The 18,282-nt window shown below is 47.8% G+C and carries 13 protein-coding genes; 10 read left to right on the top strand and 3 right to left on the bottom strand.

From position 1 onward, the window contains the following. Window positions 1-504: 504 nt before the first annotated feature. The 3 genes from tyrS to ACYVD4_RS13015 form a co-directional block, all read right to left on the bottom strand. Window positions 505-1,791, bottom strand: coding sequence for a tyrosine--tRNA ligase (tyrS, locus tag ACYVD4_RS13005; RefSeq protein ID WP_460946230.1), 1,287 nt, complete (start codon window positions 1,789-1,791; stop codon window positions 505-507). A 75-nt stretch (window positions 1,792-1,866) separates the two neighbouring features. Further along, on the bottom strand, window positions 1,867-3,090 hold the full coding sequence (locus tag ACYVD4_RS13010) for an S-adenosylmethionine:tRNA ribosyltransferase-isomerase (RefSeq protein WP_460946232.1): 1,224 nt from the start codon (window positions 3,088-3,090) through the stop codon (window positions 1,867-1,869). Beyond that, the gene (locus tag ACYVD4_RS13015) at window positions 3,083-3,592 is read right to left on the bottom strand and encodes a hypothetical protein (RefSeq protein ID WP_460946234.1); all 510 of its coding nucleotides are present in this window, start codon (window positions 3,590-3,592) and stop codon (window positions 3,083-3,085) included. Before ACYVD4_RS13015 ends, ACYVD4_RS13010 begins: the two co-directional genes overlap by 8 nt. Window positions 3,593-3,812: 220 nt before the next feature. Between ACYVD4_RS13015 and ACYVD4_RS13020 the strand changes: the two genes are divergently transcribed. The 10 genes from ACYVD4_RS13020 (at window position 3,813) to ACYVD4_RS13065 (ending at window position 18,280) form a co-directional block, all read left to right on the top strand. Then, window positions 3,813-4,379, top strand: a complete 567-nt coding sequence (locus tag ACYVD4_RS13020; RefSeq protein WP_460946236.1) for a cob(I)yrinic acid a,c-diamide adenosyltransferase — start codon at window positions 3,813-3,815, stop codon at window positions 4,377-4,379. 138 nt (window positions 4,380-4,517) lie between these two features. Continuing rightward, window positions 4,518-5,588 carry a branched-chain amino acid aminotransferase gene (locus ACYVD4_RS13025; protein ID WP_460946238.1) on the top strand — a complete coding sequence of 357 codons (1,071 nt, stop codon included), beginning with the start codon at window positions 4,518-4,520 and terminating at the stop codon, window positions 5,586-5,588. A 102-nt stretch (window positions 5,589-5,690) separates the two neighbouring features. Continuing rightward, the gene (locus ACYVD4_RS13030) at window positions 5,691-6,113 is read left to right on the top strand and encodes a hypothetical protein (protein WP_460946240.1); all 423 of its coding nucleotides are present in this window, start codon (window positions 5,691-5,693) and stop codon (window positions 6,111-6,113) included. 100 nt (window positions 6,114-6,213) lie between these two features. Then, on the top strand, window positions 6,214-6,798 hold the full coding sequence (locus ACYVD4_RS13035) for an RNA polymerase sigma factor (protein WP_460946242.1): 585 nt from the start codon (window positions 6,214-6,216) through the stop codon (window positions 6,796-6,798). A gap of 54 nt (window positions 6,799-6,852) precedes the next feature. Next, entirely contained in the window at window positions 6,853-7,974 is a 1,122-nt protein-coding gene (locus tag ACYVD4_RS13040) for a FecR family protein (RefSeq protein ID WP_460946244.1), read from the top strand. A 188-nt stretch (window positions 7,975-8,162) separates the two neighbouring features. Beyond that, complete coding sequence (locus ACYVD4_RS13045) at window positions 8,163-11,588, top strand: SusC/RagA family TonB-linked outer membrane protein (protein ID WP_460946246.1); 3,426 nt, start codon at window positions 8,163-8,165, stop codon at window positions 11,586-11,588. A gap of 26 nt (window positions 11,589-11,614) precedes the next feature. Continuing rightward, window positions 11,615-13,042 carry a SusD/RagB family nutrient-binding outer membrane lipoprotein gene (locus tag ACYVD4_RS13050; RefSeq protein WP_460946248.1) on the top strand — a complete coding sequence of 476 codons (1,428 nt, stop codon included), beginning with the start codon at window positions 11,615-11,617 and terminating at the stop codon, window positions 13,040-13,042. Window positions 13,043-13,049: 7 nt separating this feature from the next. Continuing rightward, window positions 13,050-14,930, top strand: a complete 1,881-nt coding sequence (locus ACYVD4_RS13055) for an FAD-dependent oxidoreductase (RefSeq protein WP_460946250.1) — start codon at window positions 13,050-13,052, stop codon at window positions 14,928-14,930. A 13-nt stretch (window positions 14,931-14,943) separates the two neighbouring features. Next, window positions 14,944-16,305, top strand: coding sequence for an FAD-dependent oxidoreductase (locus ACYVD4_RS13060; protein ID WP_460946252.1), 1,362 nt, complete (start codon window positions 14,944-14,946; stop codon window positions 16,303-16,305). 94 nt (window positions 16,306-16,399) lie between these two features. Next, window positions 16,400-18,280: a glycoside hydrolase family 97 protein gene (locus ACYVD4_RS13065; protein WP_460947537.1), complete on the top strand. Its 1,881-nt coding sequence runs from the start codon at window positions 16,400-16,402 to the stop codon at window positions 18,278-18,280. Window positions 18,281-18,282: the final 2 nt, after the last annotated feature.

Consider the following 18,282-nt stretch of genomic DNA (forward strand, 5'->3'; position numbering starts at 1 on the left):
CTTGCATGTATTAGGCCTGCCGCTAGCGTTCATCCTGAGCCAGGATCAAACTCTCCATCGTAAATATTTGCGTGAAAGAAATCTTCCACTATGTTGTTCAACCGGTGAGCGAACTCAGCTGGTTGTGTGTTTTCTTGTGCTTCCCGTTTGTCAAAGAACTTATTGCCGGGCCCGTTGGCCGTTGGCAAGGTGAGTGATCAAGAAGTGAAGTGGTTAACTTCGTATTCTGTTTCTCTCAAAGCGGATGCAAAACTACATCTTCTTTTTTTATTTGTCAAGTAAAATCAAAAATATTTTTTTCATTTCACTTGCCCCTCTCATTACTCTAATCTACTCACAATCAGCGGTTTAGTGCTTGTTTGTGGGTTGTTGTTAGTGATTTGGGACTGCAAAGGTAGGGGCATCTTTTGGGTTTGTCAAGGGGTGGCTGAAAAATAATTGGGGAGCCACCAAAGAATATTTGGTAAGCCCCCCGATCTCAGCGACTTAGCACCAAAAAAAAGTTTACACTTTTTTCAATAAGTGATTTTTCTTGCCTTTCGAAACCAAAATATATCGATCCTGAAGCCACTCCAATGCCAATGGAGCTGCCGGATCAGACACCTTAATTTTATTAATGCTAACCGCATTTTGAGTAATAGCCCGACGTGCTTCGCCTTTGGAAGCATATACTTCTCCCCGACTGGCTACCGAAAGTAAATCTGTTACGTCTTTACTATTGTCCAGCTCCTCGGCCGAAATTTCGGTTTGGGGCACTCCATCGAAAATGGTATCGAACTCGTCAATCTGTATTGAACGTAACGTATCAAGCGTTGCTTTTCCGAACAATACTTCCGACGCCTTAACAGCCAAATCGTATCCCGCTTGGGAATGAACACGTATCGTTACGTCTTTGGCAATTGCTTTTTGCAGAATTCGTAAATGAGGTGCTTCCTGATGCTGGCGTTCCAGTTCTTCGATTTCTTCGCGGCTTAATAATGTAAACACACGAATAAAACGTCCACAATCTTCATCAGCCGCATTCAGCCAAAATTGGTAGAACTGGTATGGCGACGTCATGCCAGGATCTAGCCAGACGTTTCCTCCAGCCGATTTACCGAACTTTGTTCCATCCGCCTTTGTGATGAGTGGCGTTGTTAAGGCATAAGCGTGGTACTCTTCCCTTCCTTCTTTACGCCGAATAAGCTCTGTGCCTGTTGTGATGTTTCCCCACTGGTCGGAGCCGCCCATCTGCAACCTGACACTTTTGTTTTTGTAGAGCCAGTAAAAATCGTATCCCTGAAGAAGCTGGTACGAAAATTCCATGAATGACAATCCCGTTTCCAGTCGTTTCTTTACCGAATCTTTTGCTACCATATAATTAACGGTAAGATGCTGGCCGGCTTCACGGAGAAAATCAAGAAAAGTCATTTCCTTGAACCAGTCGTAGTTATTGACCATCTCAGCCGCATTAGCTCCTGAATCAAAATTTAGGAAGCGCGTTAGCTGGGCACGGATTCCTTCCTGATTCCGACGTAGTATTTCTTCCGACAAATAATCACGTTCGGTAGAGCGTCCTGATGGGTCGCCAATCATGCCCGTTGCCCCACCAACCAGCGCAAACGGTTTGTGACCCGCCCTTTGCAAATGCACCAGAAGCATGATGGTTGCCAGATTACCAATATGAAGCGACGGAGCCGTAGGATCGAACCCAATATAGCCCGCCGTCATTTCTTTCTGAAGCTGTTCTTCAGTGCCGGGGGTCATGTCGTTCAACATACCGCGCCAGCGGAGTTCTTCGATAAAATTCATAAAAAGCAAAAGAGTGCAAGAACGAAAGCGCGGTTTGAGAAGGCGCTATTTTTCGCTCTTGCGCTCTTTCGCTCTTTAAATATTTGGTAAAAGTAGGGATGAATCGCCGTAACTCAGAAAACGATAGTCATTTTCTAATGCCTCATCATAAACCTGCTTCCAGTCATTGCCAATCAGCGCGGCAATAAGCAGGATAAGGGTTGAGCCCGGTTGATGAAAATTGGTAACCAGCCCCCGGCAAAGCTTGAACTGATAGCCCGGCGTTACGTAGATGCCTGTATGCGCGACAAGCGTTTCCTGTTCGGAAGTAGTTACGTAGTGGAGCACAGCCTGTAGGGCATCCTTAGTAGTGGGATGTTCTTCAACCGGAATCTGGTATGCGTAATATTGATCGAGTCGAAACGGCGTTGATTCACTACGTAGCAATCGGACACCCATCCAATACAAACTTTCCAGCGCCCGCATCGACGTAGTACCAACGGCAATAATTGAATCGAGGTGATCAAGCAGGTTCTGAATATTTTCTTTGGTATACACAACCTGCTCCGTGTGCATATGGTGTTGCCGAACATCGTCGGTTTTAATAGGCTGAAACGTTCCGGCACCAACATGCAACGTCAGATAATCGAACGTAATACCTTTTATACGTAATGCATCAAATACATCTGACGTAAAATGTAGCCCAGCAGTTGGGGCCGCTACTGCTCCTTCTTCCTTTGAATAAACGGTTTGATACGTAGCACGGTCGGCATCCGTAACGTCACGTTTCAGATAAGGCGGCAGCGGAATTTCTCCTGCCCATTGTACAATCTGTGCAAACGTCAGTTTAGCTGGTTCCCAACTCAACCGAATGACCGACTGGTCGTAATCATACCAGGTAGCCGTAAGTACTACGTCTTCTCCCGAATGTAAATTACCACGTAGCGTTAACGTTTCATTTTGTTTCCAGCGTTTCCGATTTCCAATCATTCCCTGCCAGACTGCTGAACCGGTAGCTTCCATAGCCTGACTTATGGGTAAATCAGCGGGGAAAGGGTTTAGTAAAAACAATTCGATGAGGGCACCAGTTGGTTTTGTAAAATGTAGCCGTGCCGGAATGACCTTCGTGTTGTTAAATACCAGAAAACTATCAGTCGGAAGCAGTTCAGCTAATTCGGTAAACCGATGATGGCTAATCTGACCGCCCCGATAAACAAGCAGTTTCGACGCATCGCGTTGGGCCAGCGGGAATCGGGCAATGCGTTCGTCGGGAAGTTGGTATTGAAACTGACTAAGCAGCAGCTCATTTGAATCAGTCATCTTGGCTAGGCTTCATCAATAACTGAACCGGTAGCACCACAATTACCGCTACCAGAATAAGCGTACTTAATGGTAGCAACCAGGCATAATCGTATGACTGCATACTTCGATCCGAGCGGTTAAGCAGCGATAAAACCAGCAATCCGAGGGCAAGCACGGTATTAATGGCTGCCATCAGGTAAGAAAACCAGTTCCGGAATATATCATTCAATTGAGAACGATGTTGAGCCCATAATTCCTGATTCGGAATTGGCAGTTGAGCCGTAGGAACACGCAGGAAAAGTTTAGCCACTACGCTTATAAGCGTGTTGTTCAGCAAAAAAATAGCGATAGACAGGTAGAATATTACCTCGCGATCGATATACTGAATGGGCTGTTTGAGGTCGTCGAAGCGAACCGCTACCTCATCTGGATACGAAATGTAACTGGAAAATAAGGCTATTAGTAAACCGAGAATGGACAGAAAACGCCATGTTCGGGCAAAAAAAGTACTTGTTTTCATTGACAAGGAGAAAATGAGCGCGAGATCCAGCGAGCGAATCGTTTTTGAATCCTGAAGTCATTCGTTAAAAATCAGGGCGCAAAGGTACGGCCCGAATGGCGAAAATCGGTTAATCCGGTTCATTAACTATGCTGAATGAATACTTATTTATACGAGGTCTACAGACAAAAACCCGGATCAAACCTTTCAGAAATTTGCTTTTTCATTATTTAACTACCTTATGAAAATTTACACAAAAACAGGCGATAAAGGCCAGACTGCTTTAATTGGAGGACGACGTGTTAGTAAATCCGATGCACGTATTGATGCCTATGGCACGGTCGATGAATTAAACGCCTGGATTGGTTTGTTACGTGATCAACCTGTTAACATAGGCCGAAAAGAGGTATTAGTCGATATTCAGGACCGCCTGTTTACGATTGGTGCCGAGCTGGCTACTGATCCCGAAAAAACTACTACGTCCACTGGTTCTCGTCGGCCAACCCCCATGTTGGAGTCTGCTGATATTACAGCATTAGAAGTTGCTATCGATACGATGGAAGCTCAACTACAGCCATTACGTGCTTTTATCCTGCCCGGCGGACACGAATCCGTTTCTTACTGCCACGTGGCGCGTACTGTTTGCCGACGTACTGAACGATTGGTTACGTCATTACATGAACACACTCCTATTGATGAGCAAATTCTTCAATACCTCAATCGTCTTTCCGATTATCTGTTCGTATTAGGTCGACTTATGGCACAGGAATTGAACGCCGATGAGATTGTTTGGCGTCCGAGAATGTAGGATTTTCCTCCATTGTTAGCGGACAAAAAGTTAATCATCAAAAAAAAGTTGTCTTGACAACTAAATTTGCTCAATCTAATTTTTTAGCTTTGCCGTAGCCTACGTGTTCGCGGGCTAACTTATTAACCACAAGCTGTTATGACGACGGACGTATTGCAAATTGAATTGCGGAAAGCGGAACGCTCCCGCCTTCAGGAGGTGGATTTTAATCACCTTCCATTCGGAAAACATTTCTCGGATCACATGTTCGTGGCCGATTTTGTAGATGGTCAGTGGGTCAATCAAATGATTGTGCCATTCGACAACTTCACGCTAAGTCCTGCTCTGTCGTCACTACACTATGGTCAGTCGATTTTTGAGGGTATGAAAGCGTTCAAAAATGAAGAAGGCCAGGTACTGTTGTTTCGTCCGGAAGCCAATTTCGAACGGATGAACGAGTCGGCTCGCCGGATGTGTATGGCTACGTTGACCGAAGAAGTTTTTATGGGCGGTCTGGAAGCACTGCTACGTATCGATGCGGATTGGGTACCGAATACTCCCGACAGCTCACTGTATATCCGTCCGTACATGTTTGCTACCGATACGTATCTGGGCGTAGCACCATCGAAGACCTATCGTTTCTGCATTTTCACTTGCCCTGTAGGTGCTTACTATACGAATCCGCCCAAGCTGAAAGTCGAAACCGAATACATTCGTTCGGCTCCGGGCGGTGTTGGCTATGCGAAATGTGCTGGTAACTACGCGGGTTCGATGTATCCGACACTGATGGCGCAACAACAGGGTTACGATCAGCTTATCTGGACCGACGCGCGCGAACATAAATACATTGAAGAATCGGGTACGATGAACATTATGTTCTTCATGGACGGAAAACTGGTTACGCCCGCTACGTCTGATTCGATTCTGAAAGGCGTTACGCGCGATACGATCATCCAGATTGCCCGTAGTTGGGACGTACCTGTTGAAGAACGGCTGGTATCTATCGAAGAGATTATCAACGGCATCGAAACGGGTCGTTTGACCGAAGCTTTCGGAGCCGGAACGGCGGTAGTCGTATCGCCATACTCGCTAATCGGCTACAACGGTAAGGATTATATGTTGCCCGAATTTGCGCCTGAAGATTCGTTTGCCGTTCGGGTAAAAGAGTACCTGACAGACCTTCGCACAGGTAAAATCGCTGACGAATTTGGCTGGATAAAAACGGTTTAGCCTGACTAAAACCAGTTGCAAAAACGCTCCAGTCAATTGGCTGGGGCGTTTTTGTTTTATATCACTTCTCTCTTTCCAAGCCGTTTCGACAATCTTACTGCCATGAACTTGTCCCGTAATCTTTTCCGAATTCTCTATCTGACCATCGGCATAGGTTCCATTCTGTTTTTTATCTGGACAGGTCGTTATCTACGTAGTACTTATCCCGACAAACAAACAATGGATATGGGACTGCGGGTTATGCTACGTAGTCGGCACATTTTTATTTTGCTCGTCAGCCTGATCGAAGTGGGCATTGGCGTTTATATCGAGAAAGCGACAACGTCAATTTCCCTGTTCATTCAGTGGTTGGCTACCATTGGGCTATTTATGGCACACGGGCTGTTTATTTACGCTTTTTTCTACGAAGTCGACCCGGTTTATATTCCGCAAACGCCCATTATGCACGTAGCAACCTATCTGATTCTGGGCAGTCTTTCCCTGCATTTTCTATCCCGACTGAATGTATACGTAGCGAAAAGGTAACGTAGCACGAACTGTTTTTAGACCAGAAAAAAAAGCTGGCTATAGGTAGTCAAACCACATTGTTCCTTTTAGAGAATAGGAACCGAACACGGCTGAAGCCTTGACACAAAAAAAATCTGATACGGAACTCTGGGCAGCTTTTCAACAGGGCGATGAAGACGCGTATACCGCTCTTTACCGGGCCCATGTGAGAGCGATGTACCGCTATGGTATGAGTCTGGTGTCGGTATCAGAATCGTTCATCTTCGATTGTATCCATGACGTATTCACCGAAATCTGGGCCAAACGCGAACGCCTGACAACACCCGATAACGTTCGATATTATCTGCTCAAAGCGCTCAAAGTACGTATCCTGCATCTGTTGCAGCGCCAGCAACGCCCGAGCCAGTCCATGTCGCAACTTGATTTCGACGACCTCTGGGCGGAGCCTTCTTCGGAAGAATTATTTACGGAACAGGAAGACAAAGGCAACCGGGAAGCGCTCGTTCAAAAACTTATCAGCCAATTGCCACCTCGTCAGCAGGAAGCTATCCGATTACGTTTTGTCGAAGAACTGGATTATGGCGAAATTGCAGAAGTGCTGGATATTAATCGCCAATCGGCGCAGAATCTGGTGTTTCGGGGTATCGAGAAACTCCGGCAATGGCTGTTGCTCCAACTTTTATTTTCATTTTTTTTCAACTAAGGTGAGTATGGTTTTGCGATGAATGTCATCTACTGACAATTAAATCTCAAAATCGTGCAAGACTCCTACGAATCCTTTACGGCGGCTCAGTTTGTATGCGATGATATGTTTCTACAACATCAACTCACGCCAACGGCTCAGTCTGTCCAATTCTGGAATCAGTGGCTTAACCAACATCCACACCGACAAGCGGAATGGGAATTGGCCGTTAAGTTGCTGAAAGCCGTTCAGACAGGGTTGAGTGAGTATGCCCGAACCTATCTCTCTGAAGAAGCAGAAGCTCGACTTCTGGCCCGAATTCTGGCCACAAACCATGCCGAAGAAGAAACCGTTACGCTACGTCCGCTTTGGCAAAATGCCCGGTTATACTGGTCTGCGGCTGCTTGCATACTCTTACTTTTCGGACTAGGCTACTGGTATTTACAACCAGCGCATAGCCCATCGTCCTTGTATCAGCAACAAAGCGCACATCTGGAACAAGCCAGTACGGAACGTATCAATACGAGCCCAAAACCAGAACTGGTTCGCTTGCCCGATGGCTCATCGGTGGTATTGGCTCCGCAAAGTCGGCTACGTTACCCTGCCGATTATAACCAACAGGAACGTAGCGTTTTCCTGCTGGGCGAAGCTACGTTCGATGTCGCTAAAAATCCGCAGAAACCGTTCTACGTCTATGCCGGTCAGGTCGTTACTAAAGTACTTGGTACCCGATTCGTTGTTCGCTCATTTGACCATGATACACAGATAGTTGTAAAAGTGCAACAAGGGCAAGTCAGCGTTTACAAAGGCCAGCCTATTGACGACATATCCACTTCAGAGAAAACAAGAGAGGGAGTTTTACTGCTTCCGAACCAGCAGGCCATTTTCTCGCGCGAAACCGAAACATTCGCTAAAACTTTAGTGGAAACTCCGCAACGTATCGATACAGAACAGGCAGCTCCAATCAGTTTCGTTTTTGACGAAACACCCGTAATAGATGTATTTGCGACGCTGGAAAAAGCCTACGGAATTGATATTGTCTACGATGCCGACATGCTGGCCCGTTGTCAACTAACGGCTTCACTCACTGAAGAATCACTTTTTCAAAAACTCGACGTGATTGTCCAATCGATTAATGCTTCCTACACCTTGGTCGATGGTCAAGTGGTCATCAATGCGAAAGGCTGTACCCTCTAACCTATTTCACGTTTCCATAAACCTGCATGACAAAACCCTAATCTGAATTCTGCACAAAAAAGCCAGTAGTTGTGCAAGAACTACTGGCTCGTAACTCCCTTATTTCATGCCTGTTAACACAGCCTTTTTGGGCTGAACGGGAGGCATTTGTCCAAATTTTTCCAAACCCGAACAAACGGAGTAAAAGTATGAAAAAAACTCATTTTTACCTGATTCATTACATGAAGCTATCGCTGGTACAAGTACTCATGGCTGTTGTTTTTGCCAGCGTTTCCTGGGCTACCGATGCCGCGGCTCAGGAATTACTTGACCGTCGATTAACCTTACAAGTACGTAACGAAAAAATAAAAAGCGTGCTAACGATGATTGAGCAATCAGTCAACGTCAAGTTCTCGTATAGTCCGCAATTGATTCAATCTGGCCGTCGTATTACGTTTCAGGCACAAGGGGAACCCTTGGGCGACGTACTGAACAAGCTTTTACCTAGCCTTCAGTTGACCTACAACGTAACGGGCACACAGATTATCCTGAAACAACTGCCCAGAAGTTTGTCGACTGAGCCAACATCTCAATTACAAATCCTCGAAACCCCATCGCTAAAACCAGTCGATCAAGCGGTAACGGGGACAGTCACCGACGAGAGGGGGTCGGGTTTGCCGGGAGTTAGTATTGTAGTAAAAAACACAACCAAAGGTACAACTACTGACCCCGACGGAAAGTACCGAATCGACGTAGCAAATGGTCAAGCAACGCTCGTTTTTAGCTTTCTTGGCTACGTATCACAGGAAGCTATTGTTGGTTCCCGCTCGGTCATCGACGTATCGCTGTTAACCGACTCCAAAGCGCTCGACGAAGTAGTTGTTACGGCTTTCGGTATCAAACGCGATCAGAAAGCACTGGGCTACGCGGCTCAGAAAGTAGCGGGTGAACAACTCTCGGCAGTCGGAAACACCAACTTGCAAAATGCATTACAAGGAAAAGCCGCTGGTGTGCAGGTTCGGTTAAACAGCGGTATGCCGGGCCGTCCGGCGCTGGTCAATATTCGCGGCTCGCGTTCCATTACGGGGTCGAATGAGCCGCTCTACGTAATTGACGGATTGCCAGTGGCAGCGGGCAACCGAAGCATTGATTTTAACCCGTCCGATGTAGAGTCGATGGATATTTTGAAAGGCCCGGCTGCGGCTGCGCTTTATGGCGTTCGGGCGTCGAACGGTGTTATTGTGATTACGACCAAGAGCGGAAAAAACGCCAGCCGGAAACCGACCATTACGTTCGATTCACAATTTTCGGTAGATAAAGTAAGTTTTTTACCCAAACTCCAGTACGAATACGCTCAGGGCAACAACGACCTGTTCGACCAGAACGCGCTGTTCGCCTATGGCCCAAAAATCAGCTCTCTTGGCTCCTATACCAACCTACTAGGACAGACCGAACAAGCTGCATCGTACCGAAACATGGACGATTTTTATAAGTCGGGGCTTACGTTCAACAACAATCTGGAAATAGCGCAGGGCGGAAGCTTCGGCAATTATGCCATTGGTATCGGACGTACCGACCAGACCGGTGTGATTAATAATACCGGTCTGCGCCGTACCAATATCAAATTCAACGGCATGATGACACCGTTTACCAAGTTTAAAATTGGGCTTTCGGTCAACTATGCCGACATCAACGTAGATGATTACTCCGATGAAGCGGGAAACGTTGCTTTTTTTCGCACGGTATACGAAACCCCTCCCTCCTACAACCTGAAAGGCAAACCGTATGCAACCGCAACTGATCCTTATCAGCAAATTCTGTTTCGGGCTGCCCAGAACAATCCGTACTGGATTCTCGCAAATAATTCCCGCAACAGCCGCACCAATCGAACCTATGGAAACCTCTTTCTGGAGTATCAATTGGCTAAAGGTTTAAAGGCAACGTATCGGGCTGGTCTCGACAACTTTACCACAAAACTGGAACGTTATGACGAATTAGGCACGGGCCCAACAGGACGTACTACGCCACCCAGCGGAGGGCAGTTTATTGTTCAGAATATGGGCGAAACCCAGTTGAACTCAAACGTTTTTCTGAGTTACGATACCAACATTACACCCAATCTGGTACTGAACGCTATCGTGGGGAATGAGTTATTCGACATTCGCCGGAGTAATCTCTTCACCACCAGTTCAAATTTTGTAACGGGCAATTGGGCCAACATTGCCAACGGCACCACCATCGTCTCAACCAACAGCAGCAATGCGCAGCGAGTCGTCGGATTTTATGCCAATGCGAATCTTGGCTTCCGTGAAATGCTATATCTCAATCTGTCGGCCCGGCAGGATTATGCGTCCAATCTTCCATCCGGGAAACGCTCGTTTCTATATCCATCGGCCGGATTGAGTTTTGTATTAACAGAAGCCGTTCCAGAGCTTCAGAAAACGTTTACGTTTGCCAAACTCCGCGCCAATTATGCCGAAGTGGGACAGCTAGGCCAGTTATTTGTGAATGGCGTAGGCTATTCGGCGGCCAATCCAGGGTTTCAGTTTCCGATCAACGGGGTCAGTGGTTTTTTGCCAAGCAGCACCAGCATCAGCTCTACGCTACGTCCCGAAAACACACGTAGCGTGGAAGTTGGAACGGAGCTTCGCTTCCTCAGGAATCGTATTAGCATAGATTATACGTATTTCCGCAGCTTATCGGATGGGCAGATTTTTGGCATTCCGCTGGCACCATCCACAGGGTTCGGAAGTCAGGTAACCAACGCCGGGAAAATGCTGTCGCGGGGCCATGAAGTGATGCTACGTATCACCGCGCTCAAAACCGCAAATTTCAACTGGGATTTCAACGCGAATTTCTCCAGATACAAAACTACGGTTGAAGAATTGCCCGGAGGTCTGGCGCGTATTACGTTGTCGGATGCCAGTGGGCAGGTTCAGTTAGTTGCCGAAAAAGGGCAGCAGTACACCTCATTCTATGGTCGCTCGTACCAGCGCGATCCAGCGTCTGGGCAGATTGTCGTTAATTCTACGACGGGTATTCCGCTACAAAGCTCAACGCTACAAATTCTGGGAACGCCGAACCCTGACTTCGAAATCAATTTCATTAACTCGCTACGTTACAAGGCGTTTAATATGAGTTTTCAGGTCGACTGGCGGAAAGGTGGTTTGTTTTACTCGATGTTACAGGCCGAATCGTTAACCCGTGGGCTTTCCGTCGAAACGCTTGATCGGGACGTTCAACAGGTTATTCCCGGCAAGAAAGGACGGCTGGTAAACGGCCAACTGGTTGTAGAAGGCGACAACGATATTGCCATCCGCAAAACGAATCCGTATTGGGCCGCTTTGTTCAACATCCCCGAATCGCAACTGGAAGATGCGTCTTTTGTGCGGCTCCGGGAGGTAAATCTGACGTATGATTTCCCGGCTGCAATCACAAAGAAAATAGGAATGTCTGGAGCTAGCTTATTTCTGACAGGCCGGAATCTGTTTCTGATTACCAAAACATTCGTAGATCCCGAACTCAACACGAACAGTACGTTATCTGGCTCTAGCACAGGTAATTCGGTCGGTATCGAATGGTATCAGCAACCCCAAACCCGCAGCATCGGCGGAGGCATACGTATCAAGTTCTAGGCACAACCCTCTCACCTTATTGACTCATGAAAAAGACCTTATTCATACTCATGCTGGCGTCACTGGCTACGGCCTGTTCGGATGCTACGTTAAATGAAATCGATACCAATCCGAACATAATCGGCAATGCTCCGCTCAATACGTTGCTTCCGGCCACTCAAATGACCGTATTTCAGCAGGTTGTACCCGCCGTCTCGATCTTAAGTGGCTATATTTCAGAACAAACCAATTTCACGGGCGTCAACACCGCTACCAAATTTCAACTTGGCGCGGGCGGCAGTTGGAGCGCGGGTTTTCGGACGATGCGTTATATCAGCGACATTCGGACCAAAGCTGAAGCACAGCAACGGGTGGGCTATGCGGCTATTGCCGATATTCTGTCGGCTTACACGTTGTCTTTATTAGTTGACAGTTTTGGCGATATTCCGTACACAGAAGCCAGTAACGAAACAGTTATTCAGCCCAAGTTCGATAAGGCGCAGGATTTGTATACCGAGATACAGAAATTGCTGGACGCGGGCATTCAGAAATGCGATCAGGCAACGAGCGCTGCCAGTCGGCCGGGTAACGATGATCTGGTTTTTAAAGGTAACATGACGCTCTGGAAAAAAACGGCCTGGGGCTTGAAAGCGCGTTTACTAAACCGGCTCAGTAATACAAACGCATCCGAATCAGCGCAGCAAGCCATCACCGCCATCGGAAATTCGTTTGCATCGGGCGAAGGATTCACAATTACAGGCTATCAAAGCAATCCAGAAAACGCGAACCCGATAGCAAACAACTTCATGAATGCATCCACCATTGTGATTGCCGACGGGATCGTTACGGCCATGAAGTCGTTTCTGGAAGCTGGCGAAGACGTATTGGCCGATCCACGCGCTACGATCTGGTTCACCAAAATTGGTGGTAAAGTGATTACGCCCCCAACCAGCCGCGCCACCACCGACGTAACGCTCAATGGTACGTTGTATTCGAAGCCGCTCTATTTGCAGAATCGTACGTCGCCGTTGCCGCTGTTAACATTTACCGAACTAAAGTTCATTGAGGCCGAAGCCTATTTACGGCTAGGCGACCGTATAAAAGCGTATGCGGCTTATGATGCGGCTGTTCGGTCAGTGCTAATTCAGGCAGCTATTTTCAACGCATCGGCAGCACTGACAACGGCACAGATCAATACGTATCTGGCGCGACCAAAGGTATTGCCGGGGGCCGATAAGCTAACGCTGAAAGATATTATCACACAGAAATACATCTATCTGTTTGTTTTTCAGAGTCAGGAAGCCTTCAACGACGTGCGCCGTACCGGGCTGATTACGCTGAATGACCCCGATGGTACGGCCAAACGTGTGCCTTATCCCGTCGACGAAATTTCCCGGAACATTAACGCCCCACAGGCGTCGGATCAGAACACTGTATACACTGAAGCCGCCCGACTCTTCTGGGCCAAACTATAAACATCTTATGCAGCTACGTATCATTCTGGCTACCTGCCTGTTAGCAGTAGCCACGCTCACGCACGGGCAACAGATAAACTACGACATTGTAATTTACGGCGCTACGCCCTCCGGTATTTTTGCCGCGATAAATGCCGCCCGCCAAGGTAGTTCGGTGGCGCTGGTCGAAGAATACAAACACATTGGTGGCCTGATGACGGGTGGACTTTCGTTCACCGATTTCCGTTCGCTCGAAGCCCTCGGCGGTACGTTCAACGAATATCGACTGCGAGCACTGGACTATTACAAAACCAAATACGGTCCAAACTCGAAACAGGTAGCGGATAGTTATTCGGGCGTGAATATCGAACCTCAGATTACGTTATTGCTTTTTCAGCAAATGCTAGCTGAGTATCCGAAGATTCAGGTGCTTACCCAACATCGGCTCAGTCGGGCATTAACGCAGAAAAGTTCGTCGGGAAACACCACCATTACATCTGCTACGTTCCAGAATCTGGCAACAGCCAAACCTGTTACGTTAAACGGCGAAGTTTATATCGATGCTACGTATGAAGGCGATTTAGCCGCTGCTGCTGGTGCCGAATACCGAATTGGGCGGGAGAGTCGGAGCGAGTATTGTGAACAATTTGCCGGACACATCTTTACGAAAAGCGGGCAAATTCTACCCGGCAGCACAGGCCAGGGCGATAAACGCTTGCAAGCCTATAACTTCCGCATTATCATGACCGATTCGGCTGCGAACCGACGGATGATCGAAAAACCGGCCAACTACAACCGAAATGAATTTCTGCCGATTGCCAGCGTATTTAAAAGCGGCAAAGTGAAGCAGGTTTTTACGGTAAGCCCGGAAGGAATTTTACGGGTTCAGCCTCTCGTCAATCGCAAGGCCGATATCAATGACATCAAAAATGCCCCCGTTCGGATGTCGTCCCTTGGAAAGAATTATGCCTATCCTGATGGAAGTCCCGAAGTTCGCGCCCGAATTATTCAGGAGCATCGCGAGCACATTCTGGGCATGATTTATTTTCTGCAAAACGACGAAAGTATTCCGCTTTCCGTCCGGCAGGAAGCCCAGCAGTGGGGTTTGGCGAAAGACGAATTTACCGATAACGATAACTTTCCAACGCGCCTGTATATCCGCGAAGCCCGACGCATTATGGGCAACGTAGTATTTACCGAACGTGATACGTATCAGGCACCTAATTCGATACGTAGTGTGCTCGCTCCCAACACGGTAGCCATCTGCGATTACTCGCTTAATTGTCACGGTGTTTCGCCACCGGGGCCCATTTACGCCGAAATGACCGAAGGCGATTTTAACGGTTTACCCCAGCCTTTCCAGATTCCTTACGGCGTACTATTGCCGAAAAAAATACAGAATCTGCTGGTATCGGTAGCTATTTCATCAAGTCATGTCGGCTTTTGCGGTATTCGGCTGGAGCCAACGTGGGCGTCGCTGGGGCAGGCGGCTGGTATTGCCGCTCATTTGAGCCTGAAATCGGGTGCCGATGTAACGAAAGTTAACGTAGCAACGCTGCAATCGCTGCTGATACGTAGTAAAGCCAAGCTCATTTACGTCAGCGATATCGAAGCCGATTCGCCTTATTTTGAAGCCGTTCAGCATTTCGGGATCAAAGGTTTTTTCCACGATCTATATCCACTCGATCAGGTAAATCTGGTGCCGATTCCAGTCGTAAAACTCCAGTATCGGGCAGCCGCACATTATCATAATCTGGAGCCAGAAAAACCGTTGGATAACGACTTAGCTAATCGCTGGATAAGCAAGCTCCCAAACGGATCACAGGCCAAAGCACGAACGCTCTACCAATCGAAATCGTGGCAACGGGGCGAATTTCTGCAATCCTTATTCGCATCGGTCAAGCCGTAAACGTATCAATCTCATGCTCAAACGTAGGGACTTTCTCAAAGCCAGTGCAGTGTCGGCGCTTCCCTCGTTGCCACTATTGCCTGATGAAACCACAGTTAAGCCTAAAGCCGGAACGGTTACGGAGCCGGAACGTAGCATTCTGTTGGTAAAAGAAACCGATGTGATTGTCTGTGGAGGTGGGCCAGCCGGATTTGCAGCCGCGTTAAGCGCAGCCCGAACTGGGGCAAAAACTACGCTTATCGAAGTTCACGGCTGTTTGGGTGGCGTCTGGACAGCCAGTCTGCTTAGTAATATTATCGATTCCGACGGTAAACCGGGCATCATGAAAGAACTCATCGACCGACTTAATGCAACGGACGCGCAATACACTGCCACCAAATACGATGCCGAATTGATGAAGTGGACGTTGGAAGAAATGTGTCGCGAAGCCGGTGTTGAGGTACGATTGCACACACGGGTAACAGCGGCTTATAAAGACAAAACCAACCGTATCGACCATATTATGACCGAAAGTTTTTCGGGCCGCGAAGCCTGGAAAGCGAAAACGTTTATCGACACAACGGGTAATGGCGAATTAGCCGCCCGTGCTGGTTGTCAGTTCGATGTGGGTGAACCCGGCACGGGCAAAACTCAACCCATGTCGCTCATGGTGATTCTCAGCGGCCTTAACGAAGATGATCTGGTATCGGCGGGATATATAAAAGGGCCCGGTAAACTGGGATCTCCTTCGGAAAGTGGCAAGAGAAAATTACACGCCGACATTCTAAAAGCGGGTATCGACGCCAGTTACAGCATGCCTAGTTTCTTTTCCATTCGTCGCGACATGGTTGCTCTCATGGTCAATCACCAGTACAGCGTGTCGGCTACCGATGCAAACGACGTAACCCGCGCTACGTTAGATGCTCGTCACGAAGTCAATCGAATTGTGGATGCCCTCCGAAAAACAGGTGGTATGTGGGCCAATCTACGTATCGTGACAACAGCCGCTCAGATTGGCATACGTGAAGGTCGGCGCATTCACGGCTTATACACCCTGACGAAAGAAGATCTGATTCGAGGTGCCCAATTTGAAGATGGCGTATGTCTGGTAAAATTCACCGTCGATGTGCATTCGCTGGTTAAAAGTGATGGTGGTGGCTACGGCACAAGCGGTGTAAAAATGAAGCCCTATCAGATTCCGCTACGTTCGCTGATCGCCAAAGATGTCAACAATCTGATGATGGCGGGTCGGTGCATCAGTGGCGATTTTTACGCCCATGCCAGCTATCGGGTTACGGGTAATGCCGTACCAATGGGCGAAGCTGCCGGAAAAATTGCGGCCAAAGCGGCTCTTTCAAATCGGCTGCCCAAAGATGTAAAATGGAGTGAAGCCTAAAAACTTAGAAACCAGTCCGAGCTATACGGAAAGTTAGTTTCGGGCTGGTTTCAGCTTTAGCCGTTGAACCTACGTCTTCGCCATGTATCAAAAAATGCTTTACGGGCTTATACTCGTAGCTGCAATCTGTTTTCAATCTTTAGGACAACGCGCCGACTCTCTTCAGATTAAATCCCCTGATGGAAAGTTGTCCTTTATCTTTTCGCTACGTAACGAAGGGGTCGACAATGCCTGTCCGTTTTACGAGGTTTCGTATCAACAGAAACCCGTTGTAAGCGTATCCCGATTAGGTCTGAAAACCAATCCGATAAGCTATGGCGGTTCCGACTGGTATAAAAATCTGCGGGTGCTACGTACCGAAAAACGGAGTCAGAAAACAAGCTGGACACCCGTAGCTGGCGAACGTAGCAGTATTCCCGATGTATTTAATGAGTTAGTCGTTACATTACAGTCGACCAATCCGAATCGAAAAGGTACGTTTCAGATTGTAGCGCGCGCTTATGATGAAGGAGTGGCTTTTCGGTATCAGTTTCCCGAAGATATCAGCACCCAGATTCTGGAATTTGCCGATGAGTTGACCTCATTCAACTTACCACCCGATGCCCAAGCCTGGCACACGCCTTTTGCCCAGCAGGAATATCAGAAAATTGCCCTAGCCGACTGGAAATCAGATCGTCGCTCGGCCGAATTACCCCTCACGGTTGAGCTTCCATCGGGATTATTTATCAGCATTGCCGAAGCGAACGTAGTGAATTATCCGCGCAGTAGACTCGTAACTACCGACGTAGCAGGTCGGTTGAAAAGTCAGCTTTTTGGCGAGGTTGTTGAAACATCTCCTTATCAGCTTCCGTGGCGCGTTATTCTGGTAGCCGAACAACCGGGGCAATTGCTGGAACATAACTACCTGATTCCGAATCTCAATCCGCCATCGGTTTTCGCCGAAACAAGCTGGATAAAATCCGGTCAGGTCATGCGCGAAATAACTTTATCGACCAGTGGAGCCAAGGCGTTAGTCGATTTCGCGGTGGAGCAGCAGATTCCTTATATTCATTTCGATGCGGGTTGGTATGGTTATGAATATTCGGTCAGCGAAGACGCCACTACCGTTACCGTCGATCCCCGCCGAAACCCCAAAGGCGATCTGGATTTGCCCGAAGCCATTCATTACGCGAAATCGAAGGGGAAAGGCGTATTTCTGTACGTAAATCATCGCGCGCTCGAACGCCAGCTCGATACGTTATTTGCCTTATATGAACGCTGGGGCGTAGTGGGCGTAAAATTTGGGTTTGTTCATACTGGCTCACACCGCTGGATTACCTGGCTTCATGAAGCGGTGCGAAAAGCAGGTCAGCATCACCTTATGGTCGACATCCACGACGAATACCGTCCAACGGGCCTGAGTCGTACCTTTCCCAATTTATTAACGCAGGAAGGTGTACTTGGAAATGAAGGCTTTCCAGACGCGACACACAACACCATTCTTCCCTTTACACGCTACGTTGCCGGAGCTGCCGATTATACGTACTGCTTCAATATAGAGTTAATACGTCCCGGGAAAGGCCGGACAACGTCAGCTCATCAGCTTGCTTTACCTGTACTGTATTTCAGTCCGTTGCAATACGTATTCTGGTACGCCCGGCCCGATCAATTGCTCAACAAAGACGAATTTTCGTTCTGGAAAGGATTGCCGACAACCTGGGATGAAACAAAAGTTATTGCTGGAAAACCCGGTGAATCGGTAGCGATTGCCCGTCGAAAAAGTGATCGTTGGTATCTGGGCTGTATTACCAATGTCCAAGCTCGTTCGGTTTCTTTATCGCTGAATTTTTTACCAGCGGGTAAAACTTTTCGGGCAACCATTCACGAAGATGATGGACAGGGGAAAGTGAAGCAACGAATTATCAACGTAACCAGCAAAAGCGTATTACAGGCAAATTTGCTGGCATCGGGCGGATTGGCGGCTAGTTTTGACTGATT

The organism is Spirosoma daeguense (assembly GCF_054776875.1).